At 66.6% G+C, this 18,913-nt stretch carries 8 protein-coding genes; 5 read left to right on the top strand and 3 right to left on the bottom strand.

What is annotated here, in order from left to right:
* Positions 1-212: 212 nt before the first annotated feature.
* The 3 genes from BLV20_RS25335 (at position 213) to mnmH (ending at position 13,116) form a co-directional block, all read left to right on the top strand.
* Complete coding sequence (locus tag BLV20_RS25335; RefSeq protein WP_092305160.1) at positions 213-10,754, top strand: autotransporter-associated beta strand repeat-containing protein; 10,542 nt, start codon at positions 213-215, stop codon at positions 10,752-10,754.
* A gap of 224 nt (positions 10,755-10,978) precedes the next feature.
* Entirely contained in the window at positions 10,979-12,013 is a 1,035-nt protein-coding gene (gene selD / locus BLV20_RS25330; RefSeq protein ID WP_092305159.1) for a selenide, water dikinase SelD, read from the top strand.
* Positions 12,013-13,116, top strand: a complete 1,104-nt coding sequence (mnmH, locus tag BLV20_RS25325; protein ID WP_092305158.1) for a tRNA 2-selenouridine(34) synthase MnmH — start codon at positions 12,013-12,015, stop codon at positions 13,114-13,116. The genes selD and mnmH overlap by 1 nt, the downstream gene beginning before the upstream one ends.
* 118 nt (positions 13,117-13,234) lie before the next feature.
* Here the strand turns inward: mnmH and BLV20_RS25320 are convergent, their stop codons facing one another.
* A complete protein-coding gene (locus tag BLV20_RS25320) occupies positions 13,235-14,290 on the bottom strand; it encodes a permease (protein ID WP_092305157.1) in 1,056 nt (351 codons plus the stop codon).
* A gap of 780 nt (positions 14,291-15,070) precedes the next feature.
* Positions 15,071-15,745 carry a histidine phosphatase family protein gene (locus BLV20_RS25315; protein ID WP_092305156.1) on the bottom strand — a complete coding sequence of 225 codons (675 nt, stop codon included), beginning with the start codon at positions 15,743-15,745 and terminating at the stop codon, positions 15,071-15,073.
* Between the two features lie 324 nt (positions 15,746-16,069).
* On the opposite strand from BLV20_RS25315, the gene BLV20_RS25310 reads away from it, so the two are divergent.
* Both BLV20_RS25310 and BLV20_RS25305 read left to right on the top strand, forming a co-directional pair.
* A complete protein-coding gene (locus tag BLV20_RS25310) occupies positions 16,070-16,774 on the top strand; it encodes a glutathione binding-like protein (protein ID WP_092305155.1) in 705 nt (234 codons plus the stop codon).
* 208 nt (positions 16,775-16,982) lie between these two features.
* Positions 16,983-17,825 carry a PhzF family phenazine biosynthesis protein gene (locus BLV20_RS25305; RefSeq protein ID WP_092305154.1) on the top strand — a complete coding sequence of 281 codons (843 nt, stop codon included), beginning with the start codon at positions 16,983-16,985 and terminating at the stop codon, positions 17,823-17,825.
* 17 nt (positions 17,826-17,842) lie between these two features.
* On the opposite strand, the gene BLV20_RS25300 is transcribed toward BLV20_RS25305, so the two are convergent.
* The gene (locus tag BLV20_RS25300) at positions 17,843-18,874 is read right to left on the bottom strand and encodes an AraC family transcriptional regulator (RefSeq protein WP_092305153.1); all 1,032 of its coding nucleotides are present in this window, start codon (positions 18,872-18,874) and stop codon (positions 17,843-17,845) included.
* Between the last annotated feature and the right edge of the window lie 39 nt (positions 18,875-18,913).

The raw sequence follows: 18,913 nt of genomic DNA, 5'->3' as shown, positions 1-18,913 counted from the left end.
CGTTTTGTCGGTCAATTCTTACCATAGTATTAATGCTATTTAATCCCGGTTTTCGTCTCTGCCCCCGCAAAGCTCGACTAGGTTTCTGGCACGGAGCATTTTCCGCCACGGTCAGGTCTTTGAAGTCAGTGCGTGTCGATTCAGGACGTTGCTGAGCGAGCAGTCTGCGCATTCATGGATGAACGGCTTGACCCTTTAGCAAGGAGTTGAGCGTGGACAAGGTTCAGGTCAGGGATGCCGTCAATCCTCTTTCCCCCCTTTCTCTGGCAGTGCGCCTGGGTCTTGCCGGGTTGCTGCTTAGCCTGGTCAGCCCTTCGGCCATGGCCACCTGTTCCACCGTCGGCAGCGTCGTGACCTGCAGCGGAGTGCCGGGCCTGCCGCTGTTTCTCAACAATTTTTCCAGCGCCACCGATGGCTTGACGGTCAATGTCAACAGCGGCGCGCAGATGAACGCGACCCTGGGCGGCAAGGTGCTGAACCTGACGGGCAGCAACATCACCCTGAACAACGCCGGGATCATCGACCCGGCGCTGCTGGGCCTGGTCTCGGTATTGAGCGGCGGGGCCTTCATTGGCAACGGCGCGGCGGGTGTGGTCAACGTCACCAACACTGTCACCGGGATCATGCGTGGTACCGGGCAATTGCTCGGCCTGAACCTGACCAGCCTGGACGGCGCGGCGCTGAACATCAACAACGGTTCCGGCGGCGTCACCACCATCGTCAACAACGGCACCATCACCTCGACGGGCCTGTCGCTGCTGAGCGTGACCCTGGCGGACACGCCAGTGGTAGCGGTGTACGGCGGCTCCGAAGTGAACATGACCAACAACGGCACCCTGGAAGGGCGGGTCGCCTTCGAGAGTTCCAGCGGCGGCAATACCTTTATCAACACCGGCACCATCCAGGGTGGGGTGTCGATGGGCGTGAACAGCACCAACACCTTCACCGCGGTCACCGGTTCCAGTGTCAGCGTCGGCGACGGGATCAACATCAGCCTTGGCCTCGGCGGCCTGCCAGGCATCAACCTGACCTTCGCGCCTACCGGCAAGGTCGACGGCGGTGCGGGCGGTATCAACACCCTGATCCTGCAGAACACCATTGGCCCCGGCGGCGGCACTGCCGGCAGCGGCACGGTGTCGAGCGACAACTACATCAACTTCAACAACCTCACGCTCAACAGCGGTACCTGGACCTTGCAGGGGCCCATGGTCAGCGGCAGCACGACCCTCAACGGCGGCATCGCCCAATTCAATGACAGCACCACCTTTGGCAGCGGCTTGCTGACCAGCAATGGCGGGGTCCTGGAGGCCAGCACCGGCGGCCTGACCCTGAACAACCTGATCAGCCTGGGCGCGGGTGGCCTTACCGTGCAGGGCGGCAACGACATGAGCCTGGCCGGGGTGATCTCCGGCACCGGCGGCCTGACCAAGAGCGGCGTCGGCCAGTTGAGCCTTGCCGGCGCCAATACCTACAGCGGCAACACCAGCCTCAGCGCCGGCTCGGTATTGCTGGGCAACGACCTGGCCTTTGGCAGTGGCACGCTGAGCATCGATGGCACGGCCACGCTGTCGACGTCCGGCGCCATCACCCTGAATAACCTCGTCAGCCTCAACAGCAGCATGATCGCCACCGGCGCTGGCAGCCTGACTCTGGCGGGGCTGGTCAGCGGCAGCGGCGGGATCACCAAGGCCGGCACCGGCAGCCTGCTGCTCAGCGGCGTCAACAGCGGCTATTCGGGCACCACCACGCTGAGCGCCGGCACCCTCAGCGTGAGCAACGACAGTGCCCTGGGCAGCGGCGGGCTGACCGTCAGCGCGGGCGCCAGCCTGGACAGCAGCACCGCAGTGAACCTGGCCAACGCCGTGACCCTGAATGCCAACCTGACCACCCTCGGCAGCAATGCCCTGACCCTGAGCGGGGTGGTGGCCGGCACTGGCGGGCTGATCAAGAACGGTAGCGCCGACCTGACCCTGAGCGGAGCCAACACCTATTCGGGCCCTACCTCGCTCAATGGCGGCACGCTGCTGGTCGGCTCCAGCACCGCGCTGGGCACCGGCACCCTCAACGCCAGCGCGGGCACCACCCTGGACGCCACTGCGGCCGTGAGCCTGGGCAATGCCATCAACCTTGGCGGCGACCTGACCCTGGGCGGCAGCCAGGACCTGACCCTGGACGGGGTGATCAATGGCACTGGCGGGTTGATCAAGGACGGGGGCGCGGCTCTGACCCTCAATGGCGTCAACGGCTACCTGGGCGATACCGCTCTCAACAGCGGCTCGCTGATTCTCGGTTCGAATACGGCGCTGGGCCTCGGCGCCCTGAACACCGCCGGCGGCACTACCCTGGATACCAATACCGCGGTGACCCTGGCCAATGCCGTGAACCTCACCGGCAACCTGAGCCTGGGCGGCAGCGCCGACCTGACCCTGGACGGCGTAATCGGCGGCAGCGGCGGCCTGACCAAGGATGGCGCCGCCAACCTGATCCTCAATGGCGCCAACACCTTTCTTGCCGGCACTGTCCTCAATGGCGGCACCCTGACCCTGGGCAACGCCGATGCGCTGGGCAGCGGCGCGCTGACCGTGGGCGGCGCGGCGACGCTCGACAATACCGCCAGCATCAGCCTGGCCAACGATGTCACGCTCAACGCCGACCTGACCCTGGCCGGCAGCAACGCCCTGGCCCTCGATGGCCTGGTCAGCGGCACCAGCGGGTTGATCAAAAATGGCGCGGCCAGCCTCACGCTCAACGGCGCCAACACCTACCAGGGCGGCACCACCCTGAATGCCGGGGGGCTGATCCTGGGCAACGGCGCGGCATTGGGCAGCGGCGACCTGACCGTGGCCGGCGCCGCTATCTTGAGCGGCAGCGGCGCGCTGACCCTGAACAATGGGCTGCATCTCGATGCCAACCTGACCGTGGACGCCAGCAACCCGCTGATCCTGGCTGGAGTCATCGACGGCACCAGCGGGCTGATCAAGACCGGCAGTTCGAGCCTGACCCTCAGCGGCAACAACAGTTACCAGGGCACGACCGCGCTGAACGCCGGTTCGCTGATCGTCGGCAGCAATACCGCCCTGGGCACCGGAGCATTGAATACCGCCGCCGGCACCCTGCTCGATGCCAGTACCGCGGTCACCCTGGGCAATGCCATCAACCTGGGTGGCGACCTGACCCTGGGCGGCAGCCAGGACCTGACCCTGGGCGGGGTCATCACTGGTGTGGGCGGGCTGGTCAAGAACGGCACGGCCGACCTGACCCTCAATGGCAGCAATGGCTATCTGGGCAATACCACGCTCAACGCCGGCACGCTGATCGTCGGCGCCGACGCGGCCCTGGGCAGCGGTGTGTTGAACGCGGCCGCGGGCACCACCCTGGACGCCAATACCGCCGTCACCCTGGGCAACCAGGTGAACCTGGCGGGGGCCTTGAACATCGGCGGCAGCGCCGACCTGACACTTTCCGGTGTCATCAACGGCGCCGGCAGCCTGGTCAAGGACGGCAGCGCCAACCTGGTGCTCAACGGCAGCAATGGCTTCCTTGGCGGCACTACCTTGAATGCCGGCACCTTGACCGTTGGCGCCGATGCGGCGCTGGGGCTCGGTGCATTGACCGTCGGCGGCGCGGCGACCCTGGACAGCAACACCGCCGTGACCCTGAACAATGACGTGGCGCTCAATGCCAACCTGACCCTCGGCGGCAGCAATGCGCTGACCCTGGACGGCGTGGTCAGCGGCACCGGCGCACTGGTCAAGAACGGCACGGGCGAGCTGGAACTCAACGGAGCCAACGTCTACGCCGGTGGCACCAGCCTGAATGCCGGCACCCTGACCCTGGGCACCGCCACGGCATTGGGCAGCGGCGGCTTGAGCGTGGATGGCGCGGCCACCCTGGACACCAGCGCGGTCATGACCCTGGGCAACGACATTGCGCTCAACGCCGACCTGAGCCTCGCCGGCAGCAACAACCTGACCCTGGGCGGCGTCGTCAGCGGCGGCGGGGCGCTGATCAAGAACGGCCTGGGCGACCTGAGCCTGTCGGGCAACAACACCTTCACCGGCACCCTGGACATCAATGCCGGTAGCGTCAGCACCCTGAGCACTGGCGCCCTGGGCAATACCTCGGGCGCCACTATCAGCGCCGGGGCCAGTCTCAACCTGGGGGCCGACGACAGCCTGGCGAGCCTGACCGGCAGTGGTGCGGTACAGGTTGGTGCGGGCGCTACCCTGAGCGTCGGTGGTGTCAGTTCCAGCAGCACCTTCGACGGCAGCCTGGGCGGCAGCGGCAGCCTGACCAAGGTCGGCAGCGGCACCCTTGGCCTCACCGGCGTCAACGGCATTACCGGCGACACCCTCATCAACGGCGGCACCCTGGATGTCAGCGGCTCGCTGGGCAGCGCCAACGTCAGCGTCGCCAGCGGCGCAACCCTGACCGGCAGCGGCTCGTTGCTGGGCGCGCTGAATGTCGCCGATGGCGCTCACCTGGCCCTGAGTTCGGGCAGCACGCTGTCGGCAGGTTCGCTGGTGCTGGGCAGCAACGCCAACCTCGACGCCAGCCTCGGCGCGCCGTCCACCACCTCGCTGCTCAATGTCGGCGGCAACCTGACCCTCGACGGCAAATTGAACGTCACCGACGCCGGCGGCTTCGGCGTGGGCGTGTACCGCTTGATCGACTACACCGGCAGCCTGGTCGACCTCGGGCTGGACATCAACAGCGTTCCCGCGGGGTTCAGCCTCGGCGACCTGCAGGTGCAGACCTCGGTGGGCAACCAGATCAACGTGCTGGTGGCCGCGCCGAACGTCAACATCCGTTTCTGGGACGGCAGCCAGACCATTGCCAACGGCAGCGTCGACGGCGGCAGCGGTACCTGGAGCAGCGCCGGCAGCAACTGGACATCGTCCGACGGCGTGCTCAACCAGGCCTGGGCTGGCGATTTCGGGATCTTCCAGGGCACCGCGGGCACCGTCATTGTCGACGGTGCCCAGACCTTCACCGGCCTGCAATTCACCGCTGACGGCTACAACCTGGTGGCGGGCACCGCCGGTACGCTGACCGCGGTCAACGGCACCGGTGGCAACACCGCATTGCGGGTCGATCCGGGTGTCACCGCGACTATCGGCGTGGACATCAACGGCAGTGGCACCCTGGCCAAGCTTGACGCCGGCACGCTGGTGCTCAACGGCACCAACACCTACAGCGGTGGCACTTCGCTCAATGGCGGCACCCTGGTGGTCGGCAACGACTCGGCGCTGGGCAGCGGCCAACTGACTGTCGCCGCCGGCACCACCCTGGACAGCAACACTGCGGTCAGCCTGAACAACGCGCTCACCCTCAACGGCAACCTGACGGTGGCCGGCAGCAATGACCTGGCCCTCAACGGCGCCATCGGCGGCACTGGTGGCCTGATCAAGAACGGTGCAGCCGACCTGACCCTGGGCGGCAATAACAGCTACCTGGGCCCGACCGCCTTGAATGCCGGCGGGCTGATCCTGGCGTCCAACACGGCGCTGGGCAGTGGCGCGCTGAACGCCGCTGCCGGCACCACCCTGGATGCCAGCAGCGCGGTCAGCATCGGTAACGCCGTGAACCTGGCCGGCAACCTGGAGATCGGCGGCAGCGCCGACCTGACCCTCGCCGGGCCGATCAACGGTGCCGGCAGCCTGAGCAAGGACGGCAGCGCCAACCTGACCCTCGACGGCGCCAACGGTTTCCTCGGCGGCACCACCCTCAATGCCGGGACCCTGACCCTGGGCAATGCCGCGGCCTTGGGCCTGGGCAACCTGACGGTGGCTGGGGCCGCCACCCTGGACAGCAATACCGGCCTGACCCTGGGCAACAACCTGGCGTTGAACGCCGACCTGACGGTGGGTGGCAGCCAGGCCCTGACCCTGGACGGGGTAATCAGCGGTACCGGGGAATTGAGCAAGACCGGCACGGCCAACCTGACCCTCAACGGTATTAACACCTACCAGGGCGGCACCACCCTGGATGCCGGCAGCCTGACCCTGGGCAGCGCTACGGCCCTGGGCAGCGGCGCCTTGACGGTGGCGGGCAGTGCGACGCTGGACAGCACCGCACCGCTGACGCTGGCCAACGACCTCAACCTCAATGCCGCGCTCAGCGTGGCGGGCAGCAACGACCTGACCCTGGCCGGCACCCTGGCCGGCAGCGGCACCCTGACCAAGAACGGCGCGGCCGACCTGCTCCTCAGCGGCAGCAATACCTTCAGTGGCCAATTCAACGTCGTCGGCGGCAGCCTGAGCACCCTGGGCGGTTCGGCGCTGGGCAGCGACGCCGGGGTCAACCTGGCCAGCGGTACCCAGCTCAACCTGGGCGGCTCGGCCAGCCTCGCCAGCCTGACCGGCAGTGGCACGGCGCAGGTGGGCGGGGCCAGCACCCTGAGCATCGGCGGCAGTAACCTGAGCAGCACCTTCAGCGGCAGCCTGAGCGGCAGCGGCCTGCTGAGCAAAGTCGGCAGCGGCACCCTGACCCTGGACGGCAGCAACAGCCTGACCGGCGATACCAGCGTCAATGCCGGCACCCTGAACGTCAGCGGTTCCCTGGCCAGCGCCAATGTGACGGTCAACAACACCGCCACCCTGGCCGGCACCGGCAGCCTGGGCGGTGCGGTAACGGTCGCCGACGGCGGCCACCTGAGCCTGAGCAGTGGCAGCACCCTGACGGTGGGGTCGCTGGTACTGGCGCCGAACGCCAACCTGGATGTCGGCCTGGGCACGCCAGTGGTGGGTGGCGGCACTTCGCTGCTCAACGTCGGCGGCAACCTGACCCTCGACGGCACGCTCAATGTCAGCGATATCGGCGGCTTCGGCAGCGGCGTGTATCGCCTGATCAACTACACCGGCAGCCTGACCGACAACGGCCTGGCGGTCGGCAGCGTACCGGGCAGCGTGGTGCCGGGCGACCTGCAGGTGCAGACCGCTGTGGGCAGCCAGGTCAACCTGCTGGTGACCGCGCCCAACACCACAGTGCAGTTCTGGGACGGCGGCCAGCTCACCGGCAACGGCGCCATCGACGGCGGCAACGGCACCTGGGCCAGCGGCACCAGCAACTGGACCAACGTCGACGGCACCCTCAATCAGAGCTGGGGCAACAGCTTCGCGGTGTTCCAGGGTGCGGCCGGCAACGTTGCGCTCAACGGCACGCAAAGCATCACCGGCATGCAGTTCGTCACCGATGGCTACCACCTGATCGATGGCAGCGCCGGCGCGCTGAACGCGGTCAACGGCGCCACCGGCACCACGGCGATCCGCGTCGACCCGAACGTCACCGCCACCCTCGACGTGGACATCAACGACGCCGGTACCCTGGCCAAGCTCGACAGCGGCACCCTGGTGCTCAACGGCAGCAATGGCTACACCGGCGGTACCGCACTCAACGGCGGCAGCCTGGTGGTGGGCAGCGACAGCGCCCTGGGCAGCGGGGCATTGACCGCGGCCAACGGTACCAGCCTGGACAGCAATACCGCGGTCAGCCTGGGCAACGCCGTGGTCCTCAACGGCGGGTTGACGCTCGCCGGCTCCAACGACCTGACCCTGGGTGGCGTGGTCAGCGGCAGCGGCAGCCTGATCAAGAACGGCGCGGCGAACCTGACCCTCGATGGCAGCAATAGCTACCAGGGCGGTACCCAGCTCAACGGCGGCGAACTGAGCCTGGGCAGCAACACGGCCATCGGCAGCGGTGCCTTGAGCGTCGGCGGCAACGCCCAGCTCGACAGCAGCGCTGCATTGCAACTGGCCAATGCCATCAACCTGGGCGCCCAGCTGACCCTGGCCGGTACCCAGGACACCAGCCTCAGCGGCGCCATCGGCGGCAGCGGCAGCCTGGTCAAGAATGGTAGCGGCGCCTTGTTGCTCAGCGGCGCCAACAGCTACACCGGCGGCACGACCCTCAACAGCGGCAGCACCACCGGCGATACCTCAAGCCTGACCGGCGCAATCCTCAACAATGCGGCGCTGACCTTCGCGCAGAACAGCGACGGCACCTACAGCGGCAACCTCAGCGGTAGCGGCACCCTGAGCAAAACCGGCAGCGGCGAACTGTTGCTCAGCGGCACCAACAGCTTCACCGGCGCCACCAGCGTGCAAGCCGGCTCGCTGTGGGTCGACGGGACCTTGAACAGTGCCACGGTGGATGTCGCCGCCGGCGCGACCGTGGGCGGCAGCGGCGAAATCGCTGGCAGCCTGCAACTGGCCAGCGGTGCCACCCTGAGCGCCGGCGGGGCTGCCACACCGCTGTCGGTGGGCGCCTTGAGCCTGGCTTCGGGAAGCACGCTGGACTTCACCCTGGGCCAGGCCAGCAGCTCGACCACGGTGGTCGACGTGGCCGGCAATCTGACCCTCGACGGCACCCTCAACGTCACCAACGGTGGCGGGTTCGGTGTCGGCATCTACCAGCTGTTCCGCTACGGCGGCAGCCTGACCGACAACGGCCTGGTCTACGGCACGCTGCCGACCGGCGTGCTGCCTGCGAGCCTGACGCTGCAGACCGCGCTGGCCAATCAGGTGAACCTGCTGGTGCAGGGCACGCCGGGCGAGGTGCAGTTCTGGAACGGCGGCAAGACCAATGCCGACGGCACCATTACCGGCGGCAGCGGCACCTGGGGGCCGGGCACCAACTGGACCGACCCGAACGGTACCCAGAGCCTGGGCACCAACAACCAGTTCGCCGTATTCGGCGGGCAGGGCGGTACGGTTACCGTGGTCGGCAACCAGGGCTTCACCGGCCTGCAGTTCCTCGACCCTGGCTACAGCCTGGTCGCCGGGGAGGGCGGCAGCCTGAGCCCGACCAATGCCGCCGATGGCACCCTGGCCGCGGTGCGGGTCAACGCCGACGTAACCGCGCAGATCGATGCGCCGCTGGTGGGCACTGGCGGAATCAACAAGCTCGACGCCGGCACCTTGCTGCTGACCGGCGCCAACACCTACACCGGCGGCACCACTGTCAGCGGCGGCACCCTGGCCGGTAACACCACCAGCCTGCAAGGCCGCATCCTCAACAATGCGCGCCTGCTGTTCAGCCAGAACCGCGCCGGGCGTTTCAACGGCGTGCTCAGCGGCACTGGCAGCCTGGTCAAGCAGGGCAGCGGCCTGTTGCTGCTGACCGGCAACCAGCCGTTCAGCGGCACCGTCGCGGTCGAGCAGGGCGAATTGCAGGTCGGCGATCGCAGCACCCCGAGCGTGCTGGCCGGGCAAGTCACGGTGGCCAACGGCGCCGCGCTGAGCGGCAACGGCAGCGTCGGTTCGCTGGACAACCACGGCCTGACCCAGTCTGGCGGCGCCGCCGGCACCTTGAGCGTGGCGGGCAACTTCAGCAACGCCGCGGACGGTGTGCTGGACCTGACCGTGACATCGCCAACCAGCACCGTGCTGGCCGTGGGCGGGACCGCCAGCCTCGGCGGTGGCCTGCAAGTGCGCTCACTGGCGCCTTACACCGGCAACACTGTCTACTCGCTGATCACCGCCGGCGGTGGCGTCAACGGTACGTTCAGCAGCACCAGCCTGCCGTCCCTGGCCTTCCTCGACACCTCGCTGGTGTATGGGCCCAACCAGGTCGGCCTGGCGGTCAGCCGCAACCAGACCACCTTCGCCGAAGTGGCGGCCACCCCCAACCAGCGGGGTGTCGCCAGGGCGCTGGAGAGTTACACCGGCGCCGAAGGTTCGGCCGGCGATGTGCTCAGCGACCAGGTCGTCAATCTGGATCGCGCCTCGGCCCGTGCCGCTTTCGACAGCCTGTCGGGTGAGATCCACGCCAGTACCGCCAGTTCGCTGCTCGAGGATTCGCGCCATGTGCGCGATGCGCTCAACGACCGCATGCGCCAGCCGGGCTGCGGTACCGAGGAGGATGAGCTGCGGCGCACCCTGGCACCCGGGGAAAACCGCCTGAGCCGTGAAGGGTGCCAGGACCAGGACGAAATGGTCGGCTGGCTGCGGGTGCTCGGCTCCTGGGGCGACATGGAAGGCGACAGCAACACCGCCAGCCTGGATCGCAACCTGTCCGGCTTCATGCTCGGCACCGACCGCCAGCTTGGCGATCAGTGGCGCGGCGGGGTTGCGGCCGGCTACACCCACAGCGACATCGACGCGCAACGGCGCCAGTCCGACGCCACGATCAACAGCACCCACCTGGCGATGTACCTCAACTCCCAGCATGACGCCCTGGCGGTGCGCCTGGGCGCGGCCTACAGCTGGCACCGGATCAGCACCAAGCGCAACGTCAGCGTCGGCAGCTACAACGATCGCCTGAAAGCCAACTACGACGCGCGCAGTGCCCAGGTGTTCGGTGAGGTCGGTTATGCCCTGGAGGCGGCAGGCGTGGCGCTGGAGCCGTTCGTCGGCCTGGCCTACGTCAACTACGACAGCGATACCGGCCGCGAAAAAGGCGGGGCCGCGCGCTTGAGCGCCGACTCGAGCCAGGACATCACCTTCTCCACGGTGGGCCTGCGGGCCGGCAAGCGCATCACCCTGGGCAACGGCTCGCAGATCACACCGCGTGCCGCCCTGGGCTGGCGCCATGCCTACGGCGATACCCAGCCCGACGCCGACATGACTTTCATCGAAGGCGGCGGTTCGTTCACCACCCAGGGCGTACCGATCGCCAAGGACAGCGCGCTGGTCGAGGTTGGCCTGGACTACCAGATCAGCCCCGCCGGCAAGCTGGGTATCGGCTATTCGGGCCAGCTGTCCCACGACAACCGCGACCATGCGATGACCCTCAGTTTCACCCTCGGCTTCTGATCACCCCCGTGGTTTCCTGTAACCGCCCGAAAGGGCGGTTTTTTTTTGCCGCGATGCTGCAGGCGGGGCCGGCTGGAGCAGCGGCATGCAACTGCCTGCGCAACGTCTGGCGTAAAAAAGCGCGCTGCAGGGCTCGGCCGCCCGCGACGGGTCGATGGCCCAGGACACTCCCAGAGGCCGGGGCTCTGTTAGAATCGCCGGTCCACGACTTCCAGAGGTGCCCCATGAGCGAGCCGATTCGCCTGACCCAGTACAGCCACGGCGCGGGTTGCGGTTGTAAGATTTCTCCCCAGGTCCTGGAGGTGATTCTGGCCGGCAGCGGCGCGCAGAACCTCGACCCGAAACTCTGGGTCGGCAATGCCTCGCGCGATGACGCGGCGGTGTACGCCATCGACGAAGAGCGCGGCGTGGTCTCGACCACCGACTTTTTCATGCCGATCGTCGACGATCCGTTCGATTTCGGGCGCATCGCCGCGACCAACGCCATCAGCGACATCTACGCCATGGGCGGCGATCCGTTGATGGCCATCGCCATCCTCGGCTGGCCGGTGAACGTGCTGGCGCCGGAAATCGCCCGCGAAGTGATTCGCGGCGGTCGCGCGGTTTGCGACGCGGCCGGCATTCCCCTGGCTGGCGGCCATTCGATCGACGCCCCGGAACCGATCTTCGGCCTGGCCGTGACCGGGCTGGTGGAAAAGCGCCACATGAAGCGCAACGACACCGCCACCGCCGGTTGCCTGCTGTACCTGACCAAACCCCTGGGCATCGGCGTGCTGACCACCGCCGAGAAGAAAGGCAAGCTGCGCAGCGCCGACGTCGGCCTGGCCCGCGACTGGATGTGCACGTTGAACAAGCCCGGCAGCCGCTTCGGCAAGCTCGAGGGTGTGACCGCGATGACCGACGTCACCGGTTTCGGCCTGCTCGGGCACCTGGTGGAAATGGCCGACGGCAGCGGCTTGACCGCGCGCATCCACTACGACCGTGTGCCGCGCCTGCCAGGGGTCGAGTATTACCTCGACCAGGGCTGCGTGCCGGGCGGTACCCAGCGCAATTTCGACAGTTATGCCGACAAGCTCGGGCGCATCCAGGCCCTGCACAAACTGGTGCTGTGCGACCCGCAGACCAGCGGCGGGCTGCTGATCGCGGTGACCCCCGAGGGCAACGCGAATTTCCTCGCCGTGGCCGCCGAACTGGGCCTGGAACTGGCGCCGATCGGTGAACTGATGGAACGACAGAGCAACGCGGTCGAGGTGATCTGATGCCCATCGATATCACCGATTACCGCGAAATCTTCCTCAACGACCGGCCGATGATGGACACCCGCGCGCCGATCGAATTCAGCAAGGGCGCCTTTCCCGGCGTGGTCAACCTGCCGCTGATGACCGACCACGAGCGGCAGCGGGTCGGCACCTGCTACAAGCAGCAGGGCCAGCAGGCGGCGATCGTCCTCGGGCACCAGCTGGTGTCCGGGGCGATCAAGGCCGAGCGCATCCAGGCCTGGGCCGACTTTGCCCGGGCCCACCCCGACGGCTACCTGTATTGCTTCCGCGGCGGCCTGCGTTCGCAGATCGTCCAGCAGTGGCTCAAGGACGAGGCCGGCATCGATTACCCGCGGGTCGGCGGCGGCTACAAGGCCATGCGCACCTTCCTGCTCGATACCCTGGATGACGCGGTGGCCGAGTGTGATTTTGTCCTCCTCGGCGGCATGACCGGCATCGGCAAGACCGAAGTGCTCCAGCAGTTGGACAACAGCCTGGACCTGGAAGGCCATGCCAACCATCGCGGCTCGAGTTTCGGCAAGCACGCCAGCGGGCAGCCGTCGAATATCGATTTCGAGAACCGCCTGGCGGTGGACCTGCTGAAAAAGCGCGCGCGCGGCATCGACAGGTTCGTGCTGGAAGACGAGAACCGCATGATCGGCAGCTGCGCCTTGCCGTTGCCGCTGTATCAGGGCATGCAGCGTTTTCCGATGGTCTGGCTGGAGGACGGCCTGCAAGGGCGGATCGAGCGGATCCTGCGCGACTACGTAATCGATCTGTGCGCGGAGTTCGTCGCGGCATATGCCGAGGAAGGTTTCGCGCGGTTTTCCGAGCGCCTGCTGGAAAGCCTGAACAACATCCGCAAACGCCTGGGCGGCGAGCGTCACCAGCGTCTGTACCAATTGCTGGAAGCCGCCCTGGCCGAGCAGGCCCGCAGCGGCAGCGTGGACCTGCACCGGGCCTGGATCGAAGGCTTGCTCAAGGAATATTACGACCCGATGTATGCCTTCCAGCGCGAAAGCAAGGGCGCGCGCATCGAGTTCGTCGGCGAGCAGGCGGCGGTGCTGGAGTATTTGCACGAGCGGGCCAGGTCCAGGGTCTGAATGGGCCATGGAGCAGGGCCTTTCGCGGGCAAGCCTCGCTCCTACAGAAGATCGTGAGCCTGTGTAGGAGCGAAGCTTGCTCGCGATGGCGTCCGGGCGGACGCCATCGAACTTTGGGTTACAGCAGCGCCGCGCCAATCAACCCGCACACCACGCCGATCAGCATGGTCAGCCCGGCAACGGTCATCAGCACCCGTGCGTCGAAATCCTTGCGCAGCATCAGCAGCGACGGCAGGCTGATGCTCGGCAGGGTCATCAGCAGGGCCACCGCCGGGCCGGTGCCCATGCCCAGGGTCATCATGGTCTGCACGATAGGGATTTCCGCGGCGGTGGGAATCACGAACAGCGTGCCGACGATCGCCAGCGGTACCAGCCACAGCAGGCTGTCGCCAATCGCGCCCTCGACATGCGGGAACAGCCAGACCCGCGCCGCGCCCAGCACCAGCACCGCCAGCACATAGATCGGAATGGTGCTCCAGAACAGCTGCCACAGGCTGCGTGCCCAGCGGCTGAAGAACGCGCCTTCATTGCCCGTACTGGCCTCGACCACGGCTTCCACCGCCGCCTCCGGCAGTTGCTCGGGACGGGCGATGCGCTGGGCCACCAGCGACACCCCCAGCACCAGCACGATCCCCGCCACCAACCGCAGCGCGGTAAAGCCCCAGCCGAGGACGAAGCCCATGAACACCAGGGTCGCCGGGTTGAGCACCGGGTTGGCGATCCAGAAGGCCAGCGCCGCGCCCACCGAGACATTCTGTCGACGCATGCTGGCGGCCACGGGTGCCGCGCAGCAGGAACACATCATGCCCGGCAAGGCAAACAGGCCGCCGCGCAGGGTCGAGCCGAAACCGGCGCGGCCGAACAGGCGCAGCAACCAGTCCCGCGGGATCAGCACTTGCAGCAACGAACCGAGGATCACCGCCAGCACCGCGGCCTTCCAGATCGCCAGGAAATACACCTGGGCATAGGCCAGGGCGGCGTTCAGCGCCGAGGAGGGCTGATCGTTGATGATCGAGGCTCCGATGCTGTGGCTGTCGGCGGCGATAAAGGCCTTGGCGTAGTAGGGCGACCACTTGACGAAGTAGAGGCCGACGCACGCCACCAGGACGAACAGGGCGGGTTTCCACCAGAACGACCAGCCCCGGACGGGGCTGGCAGGGGCAAGGCTGGACATGAAAATGCTTCCGGGCAATGACGTTAGGCCGCGAATTTTAGCGCAGTGGCCCGGTCGGCGCTGAATTTGGTGTGGCCGCTGCCGCAGGCTGCGATCGAGCGGTACGCTCGTGGGGATCTTGCGGGCGCTGGAGACCCTGCGGGTCTATCGCAGCCTCGCGGGGCTCGGCAGCGGCTACAGGGGGGACACCTCGATATTTCGCTCGGGCTCGATGCTTGTGTAGCCGCTGCCGCAGGCTGCGATCGAGCGGTACGCTCGCGGGGATCTTACGGGCGCTGGAGACCCTGCGGGTCTATCGCAGCCTCGCGGGCTCGGCAGCGGCTACAGGGGAGGGGTGACGCCCTCGATATTCCGCTCGGGCTCGATGCTGTGTAGCCGCTGCCGCAGGCTGCGATCGGGCGGCACGCTCGCGGGGGGCTTGCGGGCGCTGGAGACCCTGCGGGTCTATCGCAGCCTCGCGGGCTCGGCAGCGGCTACAGGGAAGGGGTGACACCCTCGATATTTCGATCGGCCCGATGCTGTGTAGCCGCTGCCGCAGGCTGCGATCGAGCGGTACGCTCGCGGGGGGCTTGAGGGCGCTGGAGACCCTGCGGGTCTATCGCAGCCTCGCGGGCTCGGCAGCGGCTACAGGGAGCGGTGACACCCTCGGTATTTCGCTCGGGCTCGATGTTGTGTAGCCGCTGCCGCAGGCTGCGATCGAGCGGTACGCTCGTGGGCGCTGGAGGCCCTGCGGGTCTATCGCAGCCTCGCGGGCTCGGCAGCGGCTACGGTGTTCGGCTATCAGGTCGGGCAGTTTTCTTCGCCGTTATCCAGGCCTTGCTTGTAGCTGCGGCTATCGAGGGTGGCCTTGCCGTTTTGCCAGGTCAGGGTCAGCACGTAGAGCGAGTCGAAGTCGTTGGAGGCCCAGTCGTCGGTGATGGTGCGCTTTTCGCCGACGGCTTCGCGGGCGACCTTGTTGATCAGTTCCGGCAGGTAGCCGTGGGACCAGGCGGTATAGATGATCGAGTTGTGGTAGCGGTCATGCAGCAGCTCGTCGGCCAGTTCGCTGGTGTCGTTGGCCGAGAATTCGATGTTCACCGGCAGGCCGAGCTTGATGGCGCTGGGGCTGATGGTCATCAGCGGACGGATGTAGCTGTAGGAATTGTCGAGTTCGCCTTCCTCGACATTGCGCGTCGGGTTGGCGGCGAATACGTAATTGGCCTTGCCGAATTTTTCCGGCAGCAAGGACGCCAGGTCGATGGCCCGGTTCAGGCCCTGGCAGTTGAGCTGGCCGAGGCCGCCGGCGGGTTTTTCCGCGTGGCGCAGGAAGACCAGGGTCTGGGTGCCGTCCACCGGCTGGGCGCGACTTTCGCTGGACTCCAGCGACAGCAGCAGCGCACTGGTCAGCATCAGCGCCGGAAAGAACACATAGGACCGGCGTTGCAGGCGTTGGGTGAAATTCAGCAGATTCTTCATGGATCGTAGGTACTTCAGCGCAATCGGTTAAGGCTGACAAACCTTTCCACGGCGAGCTCCCGGCACCGCGTGGTTTTCCCTGTCATTGAACGGATGTTCTACCCGTAGGTAGCTCAGAGTCCCGGGATGTCTTTTGGTTCGATCCGGCGTGGACTGCGAGTGTGGCCCCGTTACTTTATCCGTACCGCTGTCTGGCTGCCGGGAAGCTTAACCACCGGATGTTTCGAATTTAAGAATGCGCGTCGCGGACCGATGCTTATAATCGAGCGCCGCCGCCCGGCCCCGGGCCACGGTCTTTCATCTGATTGTCACTGGAAGCCTGTCATGACCGATCTCTCCGCATTTCCCATCACGCAGAAGTGGCCCGCGCAGTACGCCGACTGGATTCAGTTGTATTCCTTGCCGACTCCCAACGGCGTCAAGGTCTCGATCATGCTCGAAGAGATCGGGCTGCCCTACGAGCCGCACCGCGTCAATTTCGAAAGCAACGACCAGATGTCCCCCGAATTCCTTTCGCTGAACCCGAACAACAAGATCCCGGCGATCCTCGACCCGCACGGTCCGGGCGATCGGCCGCTGGCCCTGTTCGAGTCGGGGGCGATCCTGATCTACCTGGCGGACAAGAGCGGGCAGTTGCTGGCCCAGGAGTCCGCGGCGCGCTATGAGACCCTTCAATGGCTGATGTTCCAGATGGGCGGTATCGGCCCGATGTTCGGCCAGCTGGGCTTTTTCAATAAATTCGCCGGCAAGGACTACGAGGACAAGCGTCCGCGCGACCGCTACGTGGCCGAGTCCCGCCGCCTGCTGAGCGTGCTCGATGGCCGCCTGCAAGGCCGCGACTGGATCATGGGCGAGCGCTACACCATCGCCGATATCGCCATCTTTCCCTGGGTGCGCAACCTGATCGGCTTCTACGAAGCCGGCGACCTGGTGGGCTTCAAGGACTTCGCCAACGTGCAGCGGGTGCTGGAGCGTTTCCTCGCACGCCCGGCGGTGATCCGCGGCCTGGAGATCCCCAAGCCGGTCTGACTGCCCTCTCTGTAGCCGCTGCCGCAGGCTGCGATCGACGACGCAGTCGTCGCAAAAGGCCTGATGCGTTGTGCCAGATACACCGCGTCGTCAGGTTCTACGACGACTGCGTCGTCGAGCGCAGGCTTCGCCAGCGGCTACAGGTATGCTTTTTTGCAGGTCAGGCCGGTTCCAGACCTGGCCGTGTTCATTCAGACAAGGACCCGTAATGAGCCGCTTCGATTTCAAGCAAGTAGATGTCTTCAGCAACGAGCCGCTCAAGGGCAACCCGGTGGCGGTGGTATTCGGCGCCGACGAGTTGAGCGATGCGCGCATGGCGGCGTTCGCCAACTGGACCAACCTCAGCGAAACCACGTTCCTCCTCGAACCCCGCGACCCGCGGGCCGATTACCGCCTGCGGATTTTCACCACCCTGCAGGAACTGCCGTTCGCCGGCCATCCGACCCTCGGCAGTTGCCACGCCTGGCTGGAGGCCGGCGGCGTGCCCAAGGGCGAAGAGATCGTCCAGGAATGCGCGGTCGGCCTGGTGCGCATTCGCCGCAACGGCGCGGACCTGGCGTTTCTCGCCCCGCCGTTGCTCAAGTCCGGCCCGGTCGAGGCCGGGTTGCTGGAGCAGGTGCGCCAGGGCCTGAGGCTGGCGCCCGGGGCCATTCTCGACGCGCAATGGGTGGACAACGGCGCCGGCTGGCTGGCGGTGCTGCTGGCCGAGCGCGGCCAGGTGCTCGACCTGCAACCCGACTATTCGCAGCTGAGGGGCCTTGCGGTGGGGGTGATCGCGCCCTGGAGCCCCGAGCACGATGGCGACGCGGCGCAATTCGAAGTGCGCGCCTTTATCGCCGGCGACGGCATGCCGGAAGATCCGGCCACTGGCAGCCTCAACGCCGGCATCGCCCAATGGCTGCTGGGCGCCGGCCTGGCCCCGGCGTCCTACGTGGTCAGCCAGGGCTTGAGCATGGGGCGGGCAGGGCGCATCCAGGTCGATCGGATCGGCGATGACGTCTGGATCGGCGGTGCGGCGGTGACCTGTATCGACGGCAGCCTGCGGCTCTAGCCCGGCCGGGGCGCTGCCTAGGCGGGCCTGGATGCCTGGCGGTAGGTGCGAGGGGATACGCCGTACCAGCGTTTGAAGGTCTGGGAAAAACTCGACAGGTCGCTGTAGCCCAGTTTTTCGGCGATGGCCGTCAGCTTCAGCGCCGGGTCGCCAAGCAACGCCAGAGCAGCGGCGCTGCGCGATTGATCCAGCAACTGGCGGTAGCCCGTGCCTTCTTCCTGCAGGCGCCGTTTCAACGTGCGCTCGCTGAGGTTGACCAGGCTGGCCATGGTCGCCAGGTCGGGCGCCGGGCCCAGCGGATTGATCTCCAGATACTGGCGGACCTTGCTGGCGGTACCGGCTTTGGGGCTCCGGCGTTCCACCAGTTGCACGCACAGGCGCTCGCACATCGAGACGGTGACGGAATTCGCCTGGGGCAACCGGCGCTTCAGCAGCGCGCGATCGAAGGCCAGGCTGTTGCTGCCGGCCAGGTAGTCGGGGCGGATACCCAGCAGCGTGTCGGCATGGGCAACCGATCGATTCACCGGGCGTTTTTTCTTCAGGGTAAAACGCGCCAGCGAGAATTCGCGGTCAGCTATTTCCTTGAGCAGCACCGCTGCGGCGGTCATGTCGCGCTCGACCACGAAGTTCCTGATCGACTCATCGTTCAATGCCGGCTCGGTAAACGTCAGGACGCCTAGCGAGGACTCCTCATGGTAGGCGATCCGGGTAAACGCATAGGTCAGGGGCAAGAAACGCAAGGCCAGTTTCAGCGCATCGCCGGCGGTGGCGCTGCTGATCAGGCCATAGCCGAACAGCCCGTAGGTCGAGAAATGGTAGCGGGCTCCCACTTCATAACCCAGCCCGCGCGGATGCCCCAGCAGGTCGAGCAGGTTATTGATCAGGCGCAGTTCCTGCGCGCTCGACAGCTCGAAATACGGGTCGGCCAGCTTGCCCAGCGTCAGCCCCGAGCCTGCCAGCAATTGCGCCGGCGCAAGGCCTTTTTCGCGACCAAAATCTACCAGTAGCAGGGCGCTGGCCGGTCCCCGCGTCAATTCCAGCTGGCTCATGCTTTTTACCCGTCAGGCAAGGCAGTTGGCCTGAACTCT

The sequence above is a fragment of the Pseudomonas sp. NFIX28 genome (assembly GCF_900107395.1).
In the GTDB taxonomy this organism is placed as follows: Bacteria; Pseudomonadota; Gammaproteobacteria; order Pseudomonadales; family Pseudomonadaceae; genus Aquipseudomonas.
Note: the sequence above shows the minus strand (reverse complement) of the source record. Positions and strands in the feature narration are given on the sequence as shown.